The following is a 19,502-nucleotide window of genomic DNA, read 5'->3' as shown; positions in this document are numbered from 1 at the left end:
GGGGGACTCCCCCGGCCTGACACAGCTGGCCAGGACGTGCGGGTGGAAACCAACTGGCCCCCCCCCCCCCCCCACCGGCATGTGCGTGTGAGAGGGGGCTTCCGGGCCTCCGGGGACGCCCGGGGGCCCGGAGGGGCCGTGGCGGGCGCCCTGGGGCTCCCTGGGGTGCCCTGGGGTGCCCTGGATGCTCAGGGGGCCGCTAGGGGCAGCGGACGACCTGGCCGGCGTACGCCAGGCCGCCGCCGAAGCCGAACAGCAGGACCGGGTCGCCGGGCGACAGCTCGCCGCGTTCGACCATCTTGGAGAAGGCCAGCGGAATGGACGCGGCCGAGGTGTTGCCGGACACCACGACGTCCCGGGCGACCACCGCGTCGGGCGCGCCCAGCTTGGCGGCGATCGCGTCGATGATCCGCAGGTTCGCCTGGTGCGGCACGAAGCCCTTGAGCTCGGACGGGTCGATGCCGGCCTTCTCGCAGGTCTTCCGGGCCAGCGGGGCGATCTGGGTGGTGGCCCAGCGGAACACCGACTGGCCCTGCTGGCTGATCACCGGATCCCAGCCGGTGATCACCACGGCGTCGCTCTTCTCCGGCTCCGAGCCCCAGACCACCGGGCCGATGCCCGGCTCGGCGCCCTCCTCCTGGGCCTCCACCACCGCCGCGCCGGCACCGTCCCCGAAGATCACGCAGGTGGTCCGGTCGGTCCAGTCGAGGGTGTCCGACATCCGCTCGGCGCCGATCACCAGCGCGCGGGTGGCCGCACCGGCCCGGATCGCGTGGTCGGCCGTGGCCAGCGCGTAGGAGAAGCCCGAGCAGACCGTGTTGATGTCGTAGGCGGCGGGCGCGCGCACGCCGAGGCGGGCGGCGACGGCGGCGGCCGTGTTGGGGCTGCGCTCGACCGCGGTACAGGTGGCGACCACGACCAGGTCGATCTCGGCGGCCGAGCGGCCGCTGTTGGCCAGCGCCTTCTGGGCCGCCTCGGTGGCCAGGTCGACCAGGGTCTCACCCTCGGCGATGTGGCGGGTCCGGATCCCCACCCGGCTGCGGATCCACTCGTCGTCGGTGTCGACCAGCACCGCCAGGTCGTCGTTGGTGAGGACCTTGGGGGGCTGGTAGTGGCCGAGTGCCACAATGCGCGAACCGCTCATACAGCCACTCAACCGGGTTACCCGCTGGTCAGCGGGGCGCGACCGGCTACAGGATCCGCCCCCGGAAGCTGTAGGAGGCCGACAAGGGCCGTTGCGGCGCCTGGGGAGTGGCGGCGGTCCGGACGGCCGGTTCAGGCGGCCAGTGAGGCCGAGTCACCCATCACGATCACCGGATGGGCCGCCGGATCGAGGGTGCGGATCAGCTGGGCCATCTTGTCCTCGGGCACCGAGACGCAGCCGTGCGTCGGGCCGCCGTGGTCGACGTGGATCCAGATGCCGCCGCCCTTGGAGGAGCCGCTGGGGCGTCGCGGGTCGAGCGGCGAGTTGCCGGGCACCCGGTTGTAGTTGATCGCGATCACGTAGTCGAAGGAGCCGGCCAGCGACTCGCCCGCGAAGCCCTTCCCGGAGACCACGAAGTTGGCGTCCTTGTCGTACGGGAGGCGGCTGCCGGGGTCGGCGTTGCGGCCGCCCGCGTCGGTGAGCGAGAAGACCCCGATCGGGCTGCGCAGGTCGCCCTCGTTGTGGTCGGTGGTCCAGCCCTTGTTGGCGTTGTGCCCCTGCCAGGTCTCGCCGGCCAGCCAGCGGCCCTCGGCGGTGCGGGTCCAGAGCGTGACGGCGGTCCGGTTGGCGTCCTTGTCCTGACCGGAGGCGAGCACGACCTGGGTGGTCTCGGCGGGTATCCGCGCGGTGAAGGCGGCCCCCAGACCGGGTATCGCGGCCACCGAGCCGTCCGGGCGGGACTCGCTGCGGTCGGCGGCGGGGGCCCCGGTGTGCCGGTCGCTCGCGGCCTGGGCGGCCGGCGCGGCGGCGGCCGGGGAGGGCTGGTCCGGGGCGGAGACGCCCTCCGGACCGGGGCCGTCGGCGGCGGTCACGCCCGGGTGGCCGGAGTCCTGGCCGACGGTGTACCAGCCCGCGGCGGCCGCGAGCAGCAGCGCGGTGCCGGCGGTCACGGCCTTGCCCCCGCGCTTCTTCTTGGGCTTGCGGCGGTGGCCGCGGGCGGCCGCCCGGGGACCGGCCGCGGCGGCGGCCGGTTCGGCCGCGGGTGCCTGGCCCCGGGGCCGGACCGGTGCGGCGGCGAGCGGCGCCGCCGGCTCGACGGGCTGGGGCTGGAACGGCCGGTCGTAGGCGTCGTAGCCCTCGGCGGCAGTGACCTGCGGGACGTAGACCGCCTGGTGGTCCGGGTGGTTCTGGTGGGCCTGGTGGTTCCAGTGGTCCTGCTGCGGGTAGCCGTTCCAGCTGTCGTAGAACGGCTGGTTCGGGTCGGCCACGGCCTGCGCGGGAGCGTCCCAGCCCTGGTGGGACTGCTGCTCGTAGACCCCGTAGGACTGCTGCGGCACCTCGTACACCGGCTCGTGCATCGGCTCGTACGACGGGTACGCGGTGGCGCGATGGGAACCGGACATGGCGCTGATCCTGCCAAACCCGGACCCGGTTGGGAAACCCGGGGGCCTGTGCGGACCCGGTGAAGAACACCGCCTCCCGGGCCGACGGGCGGCCCGGGAGGCGGTGGAAGCCGGTCGGGGACCGGTCAGAGGCGCATCGCCTGCGGGGTCTCCCGGCGCGTCAGGTCCGGGCCGTCGTACTCCCGGATGATCTCGTAGCGGGTGTTGCGCTCCACCGGGCGGAACCCGGCGTCCCGGATCAGCCCGAGCAGGTCGTCGCGGCCGAGCTTGTTCGGCGTGCCGAAGTTGTCCGCGTCGTGGGTGATCTTGTACTCGACGACCGAGCCGTCCATGTCGTCCGCGCCGTGGCTGAGCGCCAGCTGCGCGGTGGTGACGCCGTGCATCACCCAGAAGACCTTGACGTGCGGCACGTTGTCGAACAGCAGCCGGGAGACGGCGAAGGTCTTCAGCGCCTCGGCGCCGGTGGCCATCTCGGTGCGCGCCATCAGCTTGTTGCGCACGACGCCGTCCTTGGAGTCGTGGAAGTCGTGCTGGTAGCGCAGCGGGATGAAGACCTGGAAACCGCCGGTCTCGTCCTGCAGCTCACGCAGCCGCAGCACGTGGTCGACTCGGTGGCGGGGCTCCTCGATGTGGCCGTACAGCATGGTGGAGGGCGTCTTCAGGCCCTTGCTGTGCGCGAGGCGGTGGATCCGCGACCAGTCCTCCCAGTGGGTGTCGTGGTCGACGATGTGCTGGCGGACCTCCCAGTCGAAGATCTCCGCGCCGCCGCCGGTCAGCGACTCCAGGCCGGCGTCGATCAGCTCGTCCAGGATCTCGTCGGCCGGCAGGCCGCTGATCTTCTCGAACCAGTGGATCTCGGTGGCGGTGAAGGCCTTCAGCGAGACGTTCGGCAGGGCCGCCTTCAGCTCCCGCAGCGAGCGCGGGTAGTAGCGCCACGGCAGGGTCGGGTGCAGCCCGTTGACGATGTGCAGCTCGGTGAGGGAGTCGACCTCCATCGCCTTGGCGAGGCGGACGGCCTCCTCGATGCGCATCGTGTACGCGTCCTTCTCGCCCGGCTTGCGCTGGAACGAGCAGTACGCGCAGGACGCGTTGCACACATTGGTCATGTTGAGGTGGCGGTTGACGTTGAAGTGGACGACATCGCCGTTCTTCCGCGTCCGCACGTGGTGGGCCAGACCGCCCAGCCAGGCCAGGTCGTCGCTCTCGTAGAGCGCGATCCCGTCCTCGCGGGTCAGCCGCTCACCCGCGTAGACCTTCGCCTCCAGCTCGCGCTTGAGCCCTGCGTCCATGCGGTGCCCCGCCTCCTCCGACTTCGAATCGTTGCCGGACCGAGCGTACGCCTATGCCGGCGTCACGCCGCGAGCAGCTCCGCGAGCAGCGCCGGATCGATGTTCCCACCGCTGACCACGGCGGCCACCGCGCGGCCACCGATCTCGCCCGCGCGGTGGAAGTACGCCGCTGGGGCGACCGCGCCGGAGGGCTCCGCGACCAGCCGGCCGCGCCGGGCCAGCACGGCCACCGTGGCGCGGATCTCGTCCTCGGTGACGGTGACGATGTCGTCCACGTACGCGGTGAGGTGCTGGAACGGCAGCTCGCCGACGGAGGGGGTGCGCAACCCGTCCGCGATGGTCCGGTAGGTGTCGGCGACCGGCCAGGCCAGCCGCTCGCCGGCCCGCAGGCTGGCCTGGGCGTCGGCGGCCAGCTCCGGCTCGACGCCGACCACCCGGATACCCGGGCGGGTGAGCTTGAGGGCGGCCGCGACGCCGGAGATCAGGCCGCCGCCGCTGACCGGCACCAGCACGGTGTCCAGCTCGGCCGGGGCGTCCTCGGCGATCTCCAGGCCGACCGTGCCCTGGCCCGCGATGATGTACGGGTCGTCGTAGGGCGGCACCCAGACGTAGCCGTGCCGCTCGGCCAGCTCGCCGGGCACGGTGTCCCGCTCCTCCGGCGAGACCAGCAGCACCTCGGCGCCGAACGAGCGGGTGCCCTCGACCTTGACCGCCGGCGAGGTGTCCGGCATCACGATCACGGCCTTGATGCCGAGCAGCCCGGCCGCGTACGCCACCGCCTGGGCGTGGTTGCCGCTGGACTGGGCGACCACACCGCGGGCCCGCTCCTCGTCGTCGAGCGCGGCGAGGCGGTTGTAGGCACCGCGGGTCTTGAAGGCGCCGGTCGGCTGGAGGTTCTCCGGCTTGAGCCAGAGCCGGCGCTCGCCGTCGCCCGCCCAGGGGGCGGGGACCAGCGGAGTGCGGACCGCCACCCCGGCGATCCGCTGCCGAGCCGCGCGCAGCTCCTCCAGACCGACCAGTGCCATCGTGTTACTCGCCTTCGACCATCGGGAGTTCGCTCACCCGGTTCTCCCACTTCGTGGAGAGTACGACGGTCGTACGGGTCCGGGCCACGCCTTTCGTGCCGGAGATCCGCTTGACCACCGATTCCAGGCCCTCCACGTCGGAGACCCGGACCTTGAGCATGTACGAGTCGTCACCGGCGATGAACCAGCAGTCCTCGACCTCGCCGAGGTCCTTCAGCCGGAACGCGACGTCCTCGTGGTCGGCCGCGTCGGTGAGCTGAAGGCCGATCAGGGCCGTGACGCCGAAGCCGAGCGACGCCGGATTGACCGTCGCGCGGTAGCCGGTGATGACCCCGGCCTGCTCCAGACGGTTGATCCGGTCCGTGACGCTCGGGCCGGAGAGGCCCACCAGTCGGCCCAGCTCGGCGTAGGACGCGCGGCCGTTCTCCCGGAGCGCCTGGATGAGCTGTCTGTCCACCGTGTCCATATACCGTCCGCGTCCTTCCGAACCTCACCAGACCCACAGATCATTATCCGGATTCAAAGGCGCCGTGCGCGGAACAACCCGGATATCGCAGAGAACATACTCTCCTGCCCCGGGGCCGCCCACTCCCCCCGGGACCGGCCTTCACCCGCCCTGGCCTGCCGGGCGGGCGGCCGCGCCCAACTCGCCCTCCCAGCGCCGGTACAGCGTGTGCGGGACGCCGACGGCGTCCAGGATCCGGCCGGCCACGAAATCGACCAGTTCGCGGACGGTGGAGCCGCCGGCGTAGAAACCGGGCGAGGCGGGGAGCACGACGGCGCCCTGCGCGTCCAGCTCGACCAGGTGCTTCAGGGTCACCCCGTTGAGCGGCGCCTCCCGGACGCAGACCACCAGCGGCCGGCGCTCCTTGAGGGTGACGCTGGCGGCCCGCTGGAGCAGGTCCTTGCTCAGGCCGAGCGCGATCCCGGCCACGGCGCCGGTGGTCGCGGGGACGACCAGCATGCCCTTGGCCGGGTAGGAGCCGCTGGACGGCCCGGCCGCGAAGTCCCCGGACGACCAGTACCGGACGTCGTCGAGGCCCTCGTCGCCGCCCAGCCAGGCCGCGAGGTCGGCGCGCCAGTGCGCGTCCCGGAAGGAGATGCCGGTCTCGTCCAGGATGGTCAGCCGGGCGGCCCGGCTGACCACGAGGTCCACCGGCTCCCCGGCGGCGAGCAGCGCCCGGATCACCGAGGCGGCGTACGGCGTACCGGAGGCGCCCGAGACCCCGACCACCCATGGCTGACGCGTTTCTGTTCCCATGGCCCCTTTCTATACGGCGGCCCCCGGGGCGGGCCCATCCGCGTTCACCCCTGCGAGGATGGGCGCCATGGCAGCGACCCTCGTCGACCTCACCCATCAGGTGACCACCGCGATGCCGGTCTACCCCGGCGATCCGGCCGTCGTCCTGACGCCCGTGCTCACCACCGCCACCGCCGGGGTGAACGTGCTGGCCGTGCACCTCGGCTCGCAGTCCGGCACCCATGTGGACGCGCCGTACCACGTGGACGTCACCTGGCCCACCCTGGACGGGCTCCCGCTGGAGCGGTTCACCGGGCCGGCCGTCGTCGCCGACCTGCGGGGGCTGGAGCCGCGGGCCGAGGTGACCCCGGAGCAGCTCGCCCCGGCGCTGGAGCGGGCGGGCGAGGGCACCGTGCTGCTGCTGGCCACCGGCTGGGCCCGGCACTGGGGCACCGACGTCTACCTGGCCCATCCCAGCCTGAGCGCGGCGGCGGCCGAGGCGATCGTCGCCGCCGGGGTGCGGACGGTGGGGGTGGACGCGCTCAGCGTCGACCCCACCCCCGACCCGGGCCCGGGCGACCCGGCGGTCGCCGCGCTGCTGGCCGACCTGACCGACGAGCACGACCAACCCGCCGCCCCGGAGCCCACGCTGGCCGCGCACCGGGTGCTGCTCGGGGCCTCCGGCGGGGGCGTGATCGCCGAGAACCTGACCGATCTGCGGGCGCTGCTGGACGCCCAGCAGGCCGGCCGGCCGGTGGAGGTGTCGCTGTTCCCGCTGCGTCTGGTGGCCGCCGACGGGGCGCCCGTCCGGGCGGTGGCGCGACTGGGCTGACGCTCGTCGGCACTTGGTCTAGACCATCCCCGCCGGGCGCCGCTACGCTTGCGCGCCATGGCAGAGATCATCGGAGTGATCGAGCAGCTCTGGCGCTACCCCGTGAAGTCCACCGGCGGCGAGCGGCTCGACTCCGTCGAGCTGGACGAGCGCGGCCTGGCCGGCGACCGCCTCTACGCGGTGCGCGACGGCGCCGGGAAGCTGGGCTCCGGCAAGAACACCCGGCGCTTCCGCCGGATGGACGGCCTGCTGCGGCTCTCCTCCCGGCTCGGCCGCCGGCTCGACGGCCCCGAGCTGTTCGACCCGTTGGGCCGGCCGGTCGCCGATCCCACCGCCTTCCTGCGCGCCTACCTCCAGCGCCCGGACGTCGCGCTCGCCCGCGAGGACGCCGTCTCGCACTTCGACCAGCTGCCGGTCAGCGTGCTCACCACCGCGACCCTGGACTGGGTCTGCGGGGCCGCGCCCTCCGTCGTCGTGGACGTGCGGCGGTTCCGGCCCAACATCCTGCTGCGGACACCGCCCGGCACCCCGCCGTTCGTCGAGGACGGCTGGTTCGGCCGCGAGGGCGGCGCCGGCACCGGTGCCCGGCTCTCCTTCGTCCGGGCCAGCGAGCGCTGCGCCATGACCACCGTCGCCCAGCCCGGCCTGCCGCACGCCCCGGAGATCCTCAAGGCCATCGTCCAGGCCCACGACGGCCGGCTGGACGCCCTCGCCGAGGTGGTGGCTCCCGGGCGCCTGAGCGTCGGTGACGAACTGTCACTCGGCTGAGTCCGGCCGCTCCCGTCAGGCCCGCGGGCCACTCCCGGAGGCGGCCGGGAGCAGGCAGAACGGGTGGCCGGCGGGATCGGCGTAGATCCTCCAACCGCCGGCGTCGCCCAGCCGGGTGGCGCCGAGGGCGAGAACCTCCCGCTCGGCCCGGTCGAGGTCCGGCACGTCGATGTCCAGGTGCGCCTGCTGCGGGTGGGCCGGGTCGGGCCAGCGCGGCGGCCGGTGGTCGGCCACGCCCTGGAAGCAGAGCACCGGGCCGCCCCCGACGTGCAGGGTCGACCACGCGCCGTCCAGCGACCACCGGGGGTCCGGCCGGTCCACCTCGCCGCCGAGCAGGGCCGCGTAGAACCGGGCCAGCACGGCCGGCTCCGGGCAGTCGAGGACGATGCACTGCAGTGTGCCGATCACGGCGCTCCCTGGTGGCGGACGGGCGGTTCGCCGCCATTGTCCTCCGCGGGCCGGAGGGTGGGACTCACTCCTACGAGTGAACGTCCCGGCCGGGCCCCGGGATCTGTAGCAGGCTCGTCCGCGCGGCTGGCGCACCGTCAGCCACGCGGCGACGAACCCCCGGAGAGCCCCATGGCGAACATCCCGAACGACCGGAAGTACTCCAAGGACCACGAGTGGGTGCGGTCCCTGGACAACGGCCGGCTGCGGATCGGCATCACGGACCATGCCCAGAGGCAGCTCGGCGACATCGTCTTCGTCGAACTGCCCAAGCAGGGGGACGTGTTCGAGACCGGCGAGCCGTTCGGCAGCGTGGAGTCCGTGAAGTCGGTGAGCGAGCTCTACATGGCGCTGGGCGGCACGGTGAGCGTCGTGAACGAGGAGCTGAACGACTCCCCCGAGCTGCTCAACGACGACCCGTACGACGACGGCTGGATCATCGAGGTCACCCCGGCGGCGGGCAGCGGCCTGGAGGACCTGCTGACGGCGGCCGAGTACCAGGACTACATCACGTCCGAGACGGCCGAGTAGCCGCCGTCCGGCCCCGGGGCACGGCGGCGGGCTACCCGGCCGGCCGCCGGCTCTCGGCGGCCACCGCGTCGACCAGGCGTGCCAGCCCCTGCGGGGCGCTCCGCAGGAACAGGTTCGGCTCGATCAGCTCCAGTTCCATCACCACCGGCTCGCGGGCGTCGTTCAGCGCCAGGTCCACCCGCGCGAACAGCAGGGCGTCCGGTGCCGGGACGGCCGCCAACGCCGCTCGGGCGGTGCGCAGTTCCGCCTCGGTCGGCAGATACGGGGTGACGCCGGGGTGGGGCATCCGGTCGTTGTCGATCACCCCGGGCTCGGTCAGCACGGGCCCCTTGCGGATCGCGTGGCTGAAGGCTCCCGCGATGAAGACCAGCGCGCGCTCCCCCTCCTCCACCAGCGGCAGGTACGGCTGCACCATCACCGTCCGCCCCCGCTCCAGCAGCATCCGGGCGTGGCGGAGCGCGTCGGCGGCCCGGCCGGGCTCGTAGCGGGCGGTGTCCTGCGCCCCGGCCGAGACGGCGGGCTTGACCACCACCCCTGGGGCCAGGTCGAAGTCCGCCTCGTCGCAGCGGTCGCCGGGGGCGACGAACCGCGTCGGCACGGCCGGCACGCCGCGCTCGGCGAGCACCGACAGATAGCGCTTGTCGCTGTTCCAGCGCACCACCGGGGCCGGGTTGCGCAGCCGGGTGGCGCGGGCCGTCGTGTCGACCCAGGCCAGGAACTCGTCGAGGCGTTCCGCGTAGTCCCAGGTCGACCGGACGACCGCCAGGTCGAATTCCTCCCACCCCGGGGCGGCCGCGTCCCAGGGCACCGCCTCGGCCGCCAGGCCGCCCGCCCTCAGCGCTTCCAGGATCAGCGGCAGGTCGGCGTCGTACTCCGCGGCGGCGGTGGCGGTGACGACCGCGATCCTGGCAGTACCCATGCGTGCTCTCCCGTCCGGCCGGTCGACGATCTTCCGAGTCTAGGGAGCGGCGAGCAGGCGGGCCGAACCGGTGGCCCCGGGCGGACGCCCGGTCCACGCCGCTCCTAGCCTCGGGGCATGACGATGAGACTGGAGCGGTTGCGGGCCGACCACGCGCCGGCCCTGCTGGCCTTCGAACGGGAGAACCGGGAGTACTTCGCCCGGTCCGTCCCCGACCGCGGGGACGACTACTTCGCGGCGTTCGCCGACCGGCACCGCGCGCTGCTCGCCGAACAGGACGCCGGGGCCTGCCACTTCCACCTCCTGGTCGACGAGCGCGGCGAGCTGCTCGGCCGGGTCAACCTGGTGGACGTGGCGGCCGGGAGCGCCGAACTCGGCTACCGGATCGGCGAGCGGGCCGTCGGCCGGGGCGCGGCGACGGCGGGCGTCGAGGAGGTGTGCCGCCTGGCCGCCGCGGAGTACGGCCTGACCGGACTCACCGCCGTCACCACGCTCGACAACCCGGCGTCGCGGGCGGTGCTGCGGCGGACCGGGTTCACCGTGACCGGGGAGACCGTCGTCGACAGCCGCCCCGGTCTGCGGTACCGGCGCGGCCTCGACGCCCCGCGGTAGCGGCGGCTCCTCAGCCGAGGGTGCGGGTGCGCTCCAGGACGGCGGCCGGGGCCTTGGCCACCGAGCCGGTGTCGAACGGGGGTTGCGGGTCGTACTCGGTGCAGAGCTGGATGGCCTGGGCGGTGAGGTCGTCGGTGAGCAGGGCGGCGAGCCGCAGGGCCATGTCGATGCCGGCGGAGACCCCGGCCGAGGTGATGATCCGGTCGTGGCGGACGACCCGCTCGGCGGTGTAGGTGGCGCCATGGGCCTCCAGCTCGGCGACCGCCGCCCAGTGGGTGGTGGCGGTGAGGCCCTTGAGCAGCCCGGCCGCGCCGAGCACCAGCGCGCCGGTGCAGACCGAGGTGGTGAACCCGCTCTCCCCGTGCACCGCCCGGACCCAGTCCAGGAACTCCTCGTCGGCGACCAGCGCCCGGGCCCCGGCGCCGCCGGGGACGAGCAACACGTCGCAGGACCCGATCTCCGAGTACCGGGTGGGGACGTCGACCGTCAGCGCCCCCAGCGCATCGGTGACCCGCCCCGGCTCGGGCGCGACGAAGCGCACCTCGGCGCCCGGGACATGGCCGAGGATCTCGTACGGCCCGATCGCGTCGAGCGGCTCGAAACGGTCGAAGAGCGGGATCACGATGTCCATGGGCGCAGCGTAGCGGCGGCCCCGCCCGGGCCGGTCGGCCGCGCGGCCGGGTTCACGGGATGGAGTGATCGCGCGGCCGCGGGGGAATACCGGGGGCCGTCGGCGCAGCGCGTCGAACCCGGCCCCGATGGCGGCCCGGCGGCCGTCCTGCGCCGGGCCGAGCGCGTACCGGGCACCCCTGTGACGCGGATCACTCCGGCGGACCGATGAGTTCGGCGGTCCGCTCCGGTCCAACTCTCGTAAGCACCGCGCGAAGGCGACCGAACACCCCGACAGGAGACTCCCGTGACCGCATCCGTGAAGGGCCCCGCCAGCTACTTCCCGTCGATCGAGAAGACGTACGGCCGGCCGGTCGCGCACTGGAAGGAGCTGATCCGCTCCTCGCCGCTGACCAGGCACGGCGAACTGGTCGGCTGGCTCAAGTCCGAGCACGGACTGGGCCACGGCCACGCCAACGCCCTGGTGAAGCACACCCTCGACGAGGACGCCGGCCGGTAGGACGGGCCGGGCCCGGCCGGGGCGTCCGGGCCCCGGCCGGGTACGAGCGGATCCGGGTCAGGTCCCCAGACCGCGCAGGAGCAGGTCCACCAGGGCGAAGAAGAACAGCGAGATGCCGACGAAGCCGTTGGTCTGGAAGAACGCCCGGTTCAGCTTCGACAGGTCGTGGGGCTTCACGATGGTGTGCTCGTAGACGAACGCCCCGGCCACCACGAGCAGGCCGACCCAGAACGCCGGACCGGCGTCGGTCAGCACGGCGTACCAGCCGAGCAGCAGCGTGGTCAGCACGTGGCAGGCGCGGGCGCCGCGGATCGCCGCCGGGACGCCGAAGCGCGCCGGTACCGAACGCACGCCCCCCGACCGGTCGGAGGCGACGTCCTGGCAGGCGTAGATCAGGTCGAAGCCGCCGATCCAGATGCCCACCGCCACGCCGAGCACGACCGCGTCCCAGGACCAGGAGCCGGTGACGGCGAGCCAGGCGCCGACCGGGCCCATCGCCTGGGCCAGGCCGAGGATCGCCTGCGGGAAGTCGGTGAACCGCTTGCCGTACGGGTAGACCACCATCGGCACGACGGCGACCGGCGCCAGCGCCAGGCAGAGCGGGTTGAGCAGCGCGGCGGCGCCGAGGAAGACCACCAGCGCGACCGCCGAGCCGGTGTACGCCGTCTTCACCGACACCGCGCCGGTGACCAGTTCGCGCCCGGCGGTGCGCGGGTTGCGGGCGTCGATCTCGCGGTCGATGATCCGGTTGGCGGCCATCGCGAAGGTCCGCAGACCGACCATGCAGACCGTGACGATGAACAGTTCGGCCCAGTGCACCCGCTCGTCGGCGAGGAACATGGCCGTCAGCGCGGCGATGTAGGCGAAGGGCAGGGCGAAGACCGAGTGCTCGATCATCACCAGCCGCAGGAACGCCTTGACCTTGCCGGGCGGGACGTCGGGGAGGGCGGCGGCGGTACTCATCAGAGCCCGTACTCCTTCCAGCGGCGGTCCACCAGGGCGGCGGCGGCAGGGTCGGAGGACACCATCTCCGGCCAGCCGCCGTCGCGCGTGTAGCCCTCCTCGGGCAGCTTCCGGGTCGCGTCGATACCGGCCTTGCCGCCCCAGAACTGCTGGTAGGAGGCGTGGTCGAGGTGGTCGACCGGGCCCTCCACGACGGTGAGGTCCCGGCTGTAGTCGACGTTGCCGAAGGCCCGCCAGGCGACTTCCTGGTAGTCGTGCACGTCGCAGTCGGAGTCCACCACGATGATCAGCTTGGTCAGCGACATCATGTGGGCGCCCCAGATGGCGTGCATCGTCTTCTGGGCGTGCTTGGGGTACTTCTTGTCGATCGAGACGATCACGCAGTTGTGGAAGCCGCCGGCCTCGGGCAGGTCGTAGTCGACGATGTCCGGGATGATGATCTTCAGCAGCGGCAGGAAGAACCGCTCGGTGAACTTGCCCAGCGGGCCGTCCTCGGTCGGCGGCCGGCCGACCACGATGGACTGCAGGATCGGCCGGCGGCGCATCGTCACGCAGTCGATCGTCAGCGCCGGGAAGGGCTCCTGCGGCGTGTAGAAGCCGGTGTGGTCGCCGAACGGACCCTCGGGCAGCATCTCGCCGGGCTCCAGCCAGCCCTCCAGCACCACCTCGGCGTCGGCCGGGACCTGCAGCGGGACGGTCTTGCAGTCGACCATCCGCACCCGCTCCCCCGCCACGAAGCCGGCGAACAGGTACTCGTCGATGTCACCGGGCAGCGGCGCGGTGGCGGCGTAGGTGACGGCCGGGGGGCAGCCGAAGGCGATCGCGACCGGCAGCCGCTCGCCGCGCTTCGCGGCCACCGCGTAGTGGTTGCGGCTGTCCTTGTGGATCTGCCAGTGCATGCCGATGGTCCGCCGGTCGTGCCGCTGGAGCCGGTAGAGGCCCAGGTTGCGCACGCCGCTGTCCGGGTCCTTGGTGTGGGTCAGGCCCAGGTTGAAGAAGGAGCCGCCGTCCAGCGGCCAGGTGAACAGGGCCGGCAGGGCGTCCAGGTCGACGTCGTCGCCGGTGAGCACGACCTCCTGGACCGGGGCGTCCTTGACGTTCTTCGGCGGCACGTGGGCCATCGAGGCGAGCTTGCCGAAGGCGTCCCGGAAGCCGGTGAAGCCCTGCGGCAGCTCCGGCTTGAGCAGCCCCGCGATCTTCTCGGCGATGTCCTCGGGCCCCTTGAGGCCGAGCGACTTGGCGAGCCGGGCCTCGGTGCCGAAGACGTTCATCGCCAGTGGCATCGACGAGCCCTTGACGTTCTCGAACAGCAGGGCCGGGCCCTTGGCCTTCTGGACCCGGTCGACGATCTCGCCGATCTCCAGATGGGGGTCCACCTCGGCCTTGATGCGCTTGAGATCGCCCTCGCGGTCGAGGGCCCGCAGAAACGAGCGGAGATCGTCGTATGCCATGCCAGCCAGTATCCGCCACCCGATAGCCTGGCTCGGTCAAGGGCCCCCGTGAAGCCGTCCACCGCTTCCGGGCCGCCCGCCGCAAACCGCCGTCGCCGGGGGAGATCGCCGCCGTGCTGAGGATCCTGACCTTCGTACTCCCGCTCGCCCTCTGGGTGTGGGCGTTCATCGACTGCCTGACCACGCCCGAGGACGAGGTGAAGCACCTGCCCAAGGTGGTCTGGGTGATCATCGTGCTGCTCTTCCCGCTGGTCGGCTCGATCGCCTGGCTGGTGGCCGGCAAGCGGCGTGGCGCGGCGGTGGCCGGCGGCCCCGGCGGCTCCCCGGAGTACGAGCGCCCGCGCGGCGGCCGGCCGCTCGCGCCGGACGACGACCCCGAGTTCCTCGCCTCGTTGAAGAAGGACGACAAGAAGCACGAGGACATGCTCAAGCAGTGGGAGGCCGATCTGCGCCGCCGCGAGGAGGAGCTGCGCGGCAAGGACGAGCCGGAGGACGGCCGGAAGAGCTGACCCGGCTACCCCGGACAGCCCAGCCGGACCGGTTCCGGGTGGGCTGCGGTGTTTTTGGCGCATCCCTACGAGTGGCGGACGCCCCGACCCGCTGCGCCGCGCCGGCCGCGACCGCCCGGCGGCCGTCGGCGGCCCTCTGCGGAGCGCCCCGCCCGGCCCCTCGGCGCACTCCCCTGACCTGCACGTTCCCTCATGTTCAGATCATCTTCCGGAAGCCGTGACGACAGCTTCGGGTAATCGAACGGACACCTACCGTACGCAGTCCCACCGACCGGTTTCTGTGCAGCCCTGACATCTAAACGGACCCGACCTTGTACGGAATCGACGCCGAAACCAGCGTGCGGCCCCTCGTACAGTCATAAGTGAAGAAAGTGATTCGCAGCCGGGGGCACAGCAGACGTTGGCTGTCGGACAGTTCCCTCACCCTTGGAGTGGTTCGAGATGACGGTTGTGCATGAGGCGCCGGTCGGCGACGAGATCCCCGAGATCGCGGCCGACGCCCACGGGCGGGTCGCCGAGCTGCACGAACTGCGCGACCAGGTCCGCCGCGGCCCGAGCGAGAAGGCCACCGAGGCCCAGCACGCCAAGGGCAAGCTGACCGCACGCGAGCGCATCGAGCTGCTGCTCGACGAGGGCTCGTTCCGCGAGGTGGAGCCGCTGCGCCGGCACCGCGCCCAGGGCTTCGGCCTGGAGGCCAAGAAGCCGCACACCGACGGCGTGGTCGTCGGCTGGGGCACCGTGCACGGGCGGACCGTCTTCACCTACGCCCACGACTTCCGGATCTTCGGCGGCGCCTTGGGCGAGGCCCACGCGCAGAAGATCCACAAGATCATGGACATGGCCATCGCGGCCGGTGCCCCGCTGGTCTCGCTGAACGACGGCGCCGGCGCCCGCATCCAGGAGGGCGTCACCGCCCTGGCCGGCTACGGCGGCATCTTCCAGCGCAACACCCGGGCCTCCGGGGTCATCCCGCAGATCTCGGTGATGCTCGGCCCGTGCGCCGGCGGCGCCGCGTACTCCCCGGCCCTGACCGACTTCATCTTCATGGTCCGCGAGACCTCGCAGATGTTCATCACCGGCCCGGACGTGGTCCAGGCGGTGACCGGCGAGAAGATCACCCAGAACGGCCTCGGCGGCGCCGACGTCCACTCCGCGGTCTCCGGCGTCTCGCACTTCGCGTACGACGACGAGCAGTCCTGCATCGAGGAGGTCCGCTACCTCCTCTCGCTGCTGCCGCAGAACAACCGCGAGATGCCGCCGACGGTCGTCAGCGACGACCCGGTGGACCGCCGCAACGACGTGCTGCTCGACCTGGTGCCGGCCGACGGCAACCGCCCGTACGACATGCGCAAGGTGATCGAGGAGATCGTCGACCACGGCGAGTACCTGGAGGTCCACGAGCGCTGGGCCACCAACGTGCTCTGCGTGCTCGCCCGGATCGACGGCCACGTCACCGGCATCATCGCCAACCAGCCCCAGTCGCTGGCCGGCGTGCTGGACATCAACGCGAGCGAGAAGGCCGCGCGCTTCGTCCAGATGTGCGACGCCTTCAACATCCCGCTGGTCACCATGCTCGACGTGCCCGGCTTCCTGCCCGGCGTCGACCAGGAGCACGACGGCATCATCCGGCACGGCGCCAAGCTGCTCTACGCCTACTGCAACGCCACCGTGCCGCGCATCCAGCTCATCCTGCGCAAGGCCTACGGCGGCGCGTACATCGTGATGGACTCCCGCTCGATCGGCGCGGACCTCTCGTTCGCCTGGCCGACCAACGAGATCGCCGTCATGGGCGCCGAGGGCGCCGCCAACGTGATCTTCCGCCGGGACATCAACGGCGCCGAGGACCCCGAGGCGATGCGGGCGCAGAAGATCAAGGAATACAAGAACGAACTGATGCACCCGTACTACGCGGCCGAGCGCGGCCTCGTGGACGACGTCATCGACCCGGCCGAGACCCGCCAGGTCCTGGCCTCCTCGCTGGCCATGCTGCGGACGAAGCACGCGGACCTGCCGTCCCGCAAGCACGGCAACCCGCCGATGTAGCACCGCGGTTACCACGCCACCGACCACACACCACACTTGCGCCGGGGGAGAAACCGAATCATGACCGCTTCCGCCGAACCTCTCGTCCGTATCGTCCGCGGCTCCCTCGACGACGAGGAACTCGCCGCCCTGACCGCCGTCCTGCTGGCCCGCGCCGCGGCCGCCCAGCAGGCCGCGGCCGCCGCCGCCCCGATCGAGCCGATCGCCAGCTGGCAGCGCCTGGAGCGCCGCCCGGCGTACTACTCGCCGGTCAGCTGGCAGCAGGCCGCCTGACGGCCCGACACGCCCGCCCGATGGCCGGCCACCCTCCCCGGGTGGCCGGCCATCGGCGTACCGGAGCCCCGCTCACCGGGCGTCCCGGCCCGGACGGACCCGCCCCGGCCCCGGACGGTCCCGGTCGGGCCCGGGGCGGCTCGGTAGAATACCTACTGGACGGTATGTGATCTCCGCGCCGTCGCGGCCCTAGGATCAGCCGCTGCCGGAGCGTGCGAACTACCCAGGGAGGCTGCGATGGCCAGGCAGGCCCGGGCACTGGCGACCCGCCAGGCGGTGCTCCTCGCCGCGGCCGAAGTCTTCGACGAACGCGGCTACGCCGCGGCCACCATGGCGGACATCCTGGAGCGGGCCGGCGTCACCAAGGGGGCGCTGTACTTCCACTTCCACTCCAAGGAGGAGCTGGCGCTGGCCGTGATCGAGGGCCAGGCCGACTGGCTCGCCACCTGGCGGCCGACCTCCGACAGCCCGGTGCAGACCCTGATCGACCTGGGGTACGCCTTCGCCCACGCCCTGCTGGACGATCCGCTGGTGCGCGGCAGCATCCGGCTGACGATCGAGCACGGCAGCTTCACCCAGCCGCAGATCGAGGCCTACCAGGGCTGGTCGGACGCGGCACGCGCGCTGCTGGAGCAGGCCCGGGAGGCCGGCGACCTGCACCCGGGCCTGGACGTCGCGGCGGCGGCCGGGGTGATCACCGGGGCGGTGACCGGGATCCAGCTGAGCTCCCAGGTGCTGGCTGGCCGCCGGGACCTCCTCCAGCGGATGACCGACCTCTGGACGCTGCTGCTGCCGGGACTGGTCCAGCCGCACGCGCTCGCCCGGCTCAGCGTGGCCGAGCGGGGCGCGGGCGGCGGGTGATCCGGCGGGGGCCGGTCCGGCGGCGGCCGCCGATCGCGGCATGCGGCGCTACGGCGCGCAGGTCCGGTAGGCGGCGCAGCGGTCCCCCGGGACCAGCGCGGGCAGCGCCGCTCCCCACAGGCTCCGCACCGCCTCCGGGCGGAGCCGCTCGGCGTCCTCGGGGGCGAGCAGCACCAGCCCCGCCGCCAGGGTGGTGAGCAGTTCGGCGGCCGGGCGCGGGTCCAGCCCCGGGCGCAGCTCGCCGGCCGCCGCCGCGCGCTCCAGCAGCCGCCGGACCACGGCGGTCAGGCTGTGCCAGGCGTCCGAGCCGCCCCGGGCGCCCTGGCCGAGCTGGACTCCGGCCCGGACCACGACGTCCTCGCGGAGCAGCCGGGCCAGTTCGTGCGAGAAGTCGATCAGGCCCTGGAGGGCCGGTCCGCCACCGCGCAGGGCGCGGAGCGCGGCCGAGCCGATCTCGCGCCCGGCCGCGGCCCGGACGCCGTCGGCGAGTGCCTGCTTGGAGACGAAGTGGAAGTAGAGCGCGCCCTTGCTGACGCCCGCCCGGCGGCTGATGTCGATCAGGCTGGCGGACTCGAACCCCGCGTCGGCGAAGGTGACCGCCGCGGCGAGCAGGACGGCCTGCCTGGTCCGACCCGCGCGTTCCTGCTTGACCACTCGGCCCCTCCGGCCTCGGCGCCGGCGAGATCGCGGCTCGCCCGGCTGCTCTCAGGGCGTCGTCGTCGATGGTGCGACGCCTCGCATGCGGACGGGCCATCCCAAACCGCATGGTTGGTATCTAATCTAGCCCCTCGCTCGACGCCGCCGTCCAGGGGGATCGGCGCCCGTCCGGGGCGCGGACTTCTCCCCTCGGGCCGTTCCCGCAGTCCAGGCCCGCGGGTACCGTGATCACGCGGAGTGCTCGGCAGCGACGACCCCGCCAGTAGTGCGCAAACCGGGTGGTCTGTATGTTTTACCGAGGCCGTCTGCGCGGCCGGTCGGCCGAGACCCGGGAGTGGGGCCAGTCATGCCATTGATCGTAGATCCGGACGCCGGCATCCCCTATGCCCACCCCGGTCCCGGCTACGACTTCCACGAGCGGACCGTCTCCCGGCACCTGGTCCACCGCTCCTGCGTCTCCGACGTCCTCATCACGGGCTGGCAGTCGACCGGCCCCTACGACTTCCTGCTGGGCGCCCAATGGCCGCGGCTGCACGGGTTCTACCGGCTGCCGGACGACCGGCACCACGACCCGCTGCTGATGGCCGAGACCGTCCGGCAGGCCGGTCTGCTGATCGGCCACGTCGGCTTCGGCGTGCCGCGCGGCCACCACTTCACGCTGGACGAACTCTGCTTCACGCTCGGCCCGGCCGGGCTGGACGGGCTCGCCGTGGGCGCCGGACCGGCCTCGCTGATGCTCAAGGTCGGCTGCCTGGACGTCCGGATGCGGCACGGCCGACCGGCCTCGCTGCGGGTGCACGTCGAGGTCGAGCGGGACGGCCGTCCGGTCGGCCACGGCTCCGGAGAGCTACGAGTGCACTCCCCCGTCGCCTACGCCCGGCTGCGCGGTCCGGGGCCCCGGCCGGTGCCTCCCCGGCTGTCCGGCGCGCCCTCGATGCGGGCCGCGGCGCTGTCCGCGCCGACCGCGCCCGAACTCGTCGGCCGCGAGCGGTCCGCCGACGTGGTGCTCGGCGCGTCCCCCGCGCCGGACAGCTGGCTGCTGCGGGTGGACCCCGGCCACCCGGTGCTGTTCGACCCGGCGGCCGACCACGTCCCCGGGATGCTGGTGCTGGAGGCCGCCCGGCAGGCCGCCCAGCGGCTGCGGCACCCCGAGCCGGTGGTGCCGGTCGAGCTGCTGTCCTCGTTCGACCGCTTCATCGAGCTGGACCGGCCCTGCCTGGTGCGGGCCGTCCGGGAGAGCGGCGCGGACGGCCGGCGGGTACCGGTCCGGGTCCAGCTGGTCCAGGACGGCCGGACGGCGGCCGAGTGCCGGCTGCTGACCGAGCCGGCCCGGCAGGAGGCCCGGGACACCCGCCCGGCCGGCTCCGGACGCGCGAGGGGCCTGCCGCTCGCCAGCTGACCCCGGA

At 73.1% G+C, this 19,502-nt stretch carries 22 protein-coding genes; 10 read left to right on the top strand and 12 right to left on the bottom strand.

The window, feature by feature from the left end:
* Nucleotides 1-199: 199 nt before the first annotated feature.
* The 6 genes from ACZ4UX_RS03155 to ACZ4UX_RS03130 all read right to left on the bottom strand — a co-directional run bounded on the left by ACZ4UX_RS03155 (nucleotide 200) and on the right by ACZ4UX_RS03130 (nucleotide 6,122).
* A complete protein-coding gene (locus tag ACZ4UX_RS03155) occupies nucleotides 200-1,144 on the bottom strand; it encodes a beta-ketoacyl-ACP synthase III (protein WP_329488228.1) in 945 nt (314 codons plus the stop codon).
* Nucleotides 1,145-1,275: 131 nt separating this feature from the next.
* Nucleotides 1,276-2,547, bottom strand: a complete 1,272-nt coding sequence (locus ACZ4UX_RS03150) for a L,D-transpeptidase family protein (RefSeq protein WP_465705211.1) — start codon at nucleotides 2,545-2,547, stop codon at nucleotides 1,276-1,278.
* Between the two features lie 125 nt (nucleotides 2,548-2,672).
* Complete coding sequence (gene mqnE / locus ACZ4UX_RS03145) at nucleotides 2,673-3,836, bottom strand: aminofutalosine synthase MqnE (RefSeq protein ID WP_360630456.1); 1,164 nt, start codon at nucleotides 3,834-3,836, stop codon at nucleotides 2,673-2,675.
* Between the two features lie 62 nt (nucleotides 3,837-3,898).
* Complete coding sequence (locus tag ACZ4UX_RS03140) at nucleotides 3,899-4,861, bottom strand: threonine ammonia-lyase (protein ID WP_329488231.1); 963 nt, start codon at nucleotides 4,859-4,861, stop codon at nucleotides 3,899-3,901.
* A 4-nt stretch (nucleotides 4,862-4,865) separates the two neighbouring features.
* Nucleotides 4,866-5,327, bottom strand: a complete 462-nt coding sequence (locus ACZ4UX_RS03135; RefSeq protein WP_329488232.1) for an Lrp/AsnC family transcriptional regulator — start codon at nucleotides 5,325-5,327, stop codon at nucleotides 4,866-4,868.
* Nucleotides 5,328-5,468: 141 nt separating this feature from the next.
* A complete protein-coding gene (locus ACZ4UX_RS03130; RefSeq protein ID WP_465705208.1) occupies nucleotides 5,469-6,122 on the bottom strand; it encodes a UbiX family flavin prenyltransferase in 654 nt (217 codons plus the stop codon).
* Between the two features lie 67 nt (nucleotides 6,123-6,189).
* On the opposite strand from ACZ4UX_RS03130, the gene ACZ4UX_RS03125 reads away from it, so the two are divergent.
* Nucleotides 6,190-6,933, top strand: coding sequence for a cyclase family protein (locus ACZ4UX_RS03125; RefSeq protein WP_352286262.1), 744 nt, complete (start codon nucleotides 6,190-6,192; stop codon nucleotides 6,931-6,933).
* Between the two features lie 57 nt (nucleotides 6,934-6,990).
* Nucleotides 6,991-7,701 (top strand): MOSC domain-containing protein, encoded by a 711-nt coding sequence (locus ACZ4UX_RS03120; protein WP_352286260.1) that lies wholly within the window; start codon nucleotides 6,991-6,993, stop codon nucleotides 7,699-7,701.
* 15 nt (nucleotides 7,702-7,716) lie between these two features.
* On the opposite strand, the gene ACZ4UX_RS03115 is transcribed toward ACZ4UX_RS03120, so the two are convergent.
* Nucleotides 7,717-8,109 carry a VOC family protein gene (locus ACZ4UX_RS03115; RefSeq protein WP_352286258.1) on the bottom strand — a complete coding sequence of 131 codons (393 nt, stop codon included), beginning with the start codon at nucleotides 8,107-8,109 and terminating at the stop codon, nucleotides 7,717-7,719.
* Nucleotides 8,110-8,280: 171 nt separating this feature from the next.
* Here ACZ4UX_RS03115 and gcvH point away from each other — a divergent pair, with 171 nt between their 5' ends.
* Nucleotides 8,281-8,679, top strand: coding sequence for a glycine cleavage system protein GcvH (gene gcvH, locus ACZ4UX_RS03110; protein WP_465705206.1), 399 nt, complete (start codon nucleotides 8,281-8,283; stop codon nucleotides 8,677-8,679).
* A gap of 31 nt (nucleotides 8,680-8,710) precedes the next feature.
* Here gcvH and ACZ4UX_RS03105 read toward each other — a convergent pair whose 3' ends face one another.
* Nucleotides 8,711-9,598, bottom strand: coding sequence for an ATP-grasp domain-containing protein (locus ACZ4UX_RS03105; protein ID WP_465705204.1), 888 nt, complete (start codon nucleotides 9,596-9,598; stop codon nucleotides 8,711-8,713).
* 117 nt (nucleotides 9,599-9,715) lie between these two features.
* Between ACZ4UX_RS03105 and ACZ4UX_RS03100 the strand changes: the two genes are divergently transcribed.
* A complete protein-coding gene (locus ACZ4UX_RS03100; RefSeq protein ID WP_465705202.1) occupies nucleotides 9,716-10,210 on the top strand; it encodes a GNAT family N-acetyltransferase in 495 nt (164 codons plus the stop codon).
* 10 nt (nucleotides 10,211-10,220) lie between these two features.
* Here ACZ4UX_RS03100 and ACZ4UX_RS03095 read toward each other — a convergent pair whose 3' ends face one another.
* On the bottom strand, nucleotides 10,221-10,841 hold the full coding sequence (locus tag ACZ4UX_RS03095) for a DJ-1/PfpI family protein (RefSeq protein WP_465705200.1): 621 nt from the start codon (nucleotides 10,839-10,841) through the stop codon (nucleotides 10,221-10,223).
* Nucleotides 10,842-11,126: 285 nt separating this feature from the next.
* Here ACZ4UX_RS03095 and ACZ4UX_RS03090 point away from each other — a divergent pair, with 285 nt between their 5' ends.
* Nucleotides 11,127-11,339 carry a DUF4287 domain-containing protein gene (locus ACZ4UX_RS03090; RefSeq protein ID WP_329488242.1) on the top strand — a complete coding sequence of 71 codons (213 nt, stop codon included), beginning with the start codon at nucleotides 11,127-11,129 and terminating at the stop codon, nucleotides 11,337-11,339.
* Between the two features lie 57 nt (nucleotides 11,340-11,396).
* On the opposite strand, the gene mqnP is transcribed toward ACZ4UX_RS03090, so the two are convergent.
* Nucleotides 11,397-12,305 (bottom strand): menaquinone biosynthesis prenyltransferase MqnP, encoded by a 909-nt coding sequence (mqnP, locus tag ACZ4UX_RS03085; protein WP_465705413.1) that lies wholly within the window; start codon nucleotides 12,303-12,305, stop codon nucleotides 11,397-11,399.
* Nucleotides 12,302-13,753 (bottom strand): menaquinone biosynthesis decarboxylase, encoded by a 1,452-nt coding sequence (locus ACZ4UX_RS03080; RefSeq protein ID WP_465705198.1) that lies wholly within the window; start codon nucleotides 13,751-13,753, stop codon nucleotides 12,302-12,304. Before ACZ4UX_RS03080 ends, mqnP begins: the two co-directional genes overlap by 4 nt.
* Before the next feature lie 113 nt (nucleotides 13,754-13,866).
* Here ACZ4UX_RS03080 and ACZ4UX_RS03075 point away from each other — a divergent pair, with 113 nt between their 5' ends.
* The 4 genes from ACZ4UX_RS03075 to ACZ4UX_RS03060 all read left to right on the top strand — a co-directional run bounded on the left by ACZ4UX_RS03075 (nucleotide 13,867) and on the right by ACZ4UX_RS03060 (nucleotide 17,439).
* Nucleotides 13,867-14,262 (top strand): PLD nuclease N-terminal domain-containing protein, encoded by a 396-nt coding sequence (locus ACZ4UX_RS03075; RefSeq protein WP_359803335.1) that lies wholly within the window; start codon nucleotides 13,867-13,869, stop codon nucleotides 14,260-14,262.
* 441 nt (nucleotides 14,263-14,703) lie between these two features.
* Nucleotides 14,704-16,305: an acyl-CoA carboxylase subunit beta gene (locus ACZ4UX_RS03070; RefSeq protein ID WP_329488246.1), complete on the top strand. Its 1,602-nt coding sequence runs from the start codon at nucleotides 14,704-14,706 to the stop codon at nucleotides 16,303-16,305.
* Between the two features lie 60 nt (nucleotides 16,306-16,365).
* On the top strand, nucleotides 16,366-16,578 hold the full coding sequence (locus ACZ4UX_RS03065; RefSeq protein WP_329488248.1) for an acyl-CoA carboxylase epsilon subunit: 213 nt from the start codon (nucleotides 16,366-16,368) through the stop codon (nucleotides 16,576-16,578).
* Nucleotides 16,579-16,815: 237 nt separating this feature from the next.
* The gene (locus tag ACZ4UX_RS03060) at nucleotides 16,816-17,439 is read left to right on the top strand and encodes a ScbR family autoregulator-binding transcription factor (protein ID WP_329488249.1); all 624 of its coding nucleotides are present in this window, start codon (nucleotides 16,816-16,818) and stop codon (nucleotides 17,437-17,439) included.
* A 48-nt stretch (nucleotides 17,440-17,487) separates the two neighbouring features.
* On the opposite strand, the gene ACZ4UX_RS03055 is transcribed toward ACZ4UX_RS03060, so the two are convergent.
* Nucleotides 17,488-18,093, bottom strand: a complete 606-nt coding sequence (locus tag ACZ4UX_RS03055) for a ScbR family autoregulator-binding transcription factor (protein WP_465705196.1) — start codon at nucleotides 18,091-18,093, stop codon at nucleotides 17,488-17,490.
* Between the two features lie 349 nt (nucleotides 18,094-18,442).
* On the opposite strand from ACZ4UX_RS03055, the gene ACZ4UX_RS03050 reads away from it, so the two are divergent.
* A complete protein-coding gene (locus tag ACZ4UX_RS03050) occupies nucleotides 18,443-19,495 on the top strand; it encodes a ScbA/BarX family gamma-butyrolactone biosynthesis protein (protein WP_465705194.1) in 1,053 nt (350 codons plus the stop codon).
* The last annotated feature ends 7 nt before the right edge of the window (nucleotides 19,496-19,502 follow it).

The sequence above is a fragment of the Kitasatospora sp. NPDC028961 genome (assembly GCF_055564815.1).
Note: the sequence above shows the minus strand (reverse complement) of the source record. Positions and strands in the feature narration are given on the sequence as shown.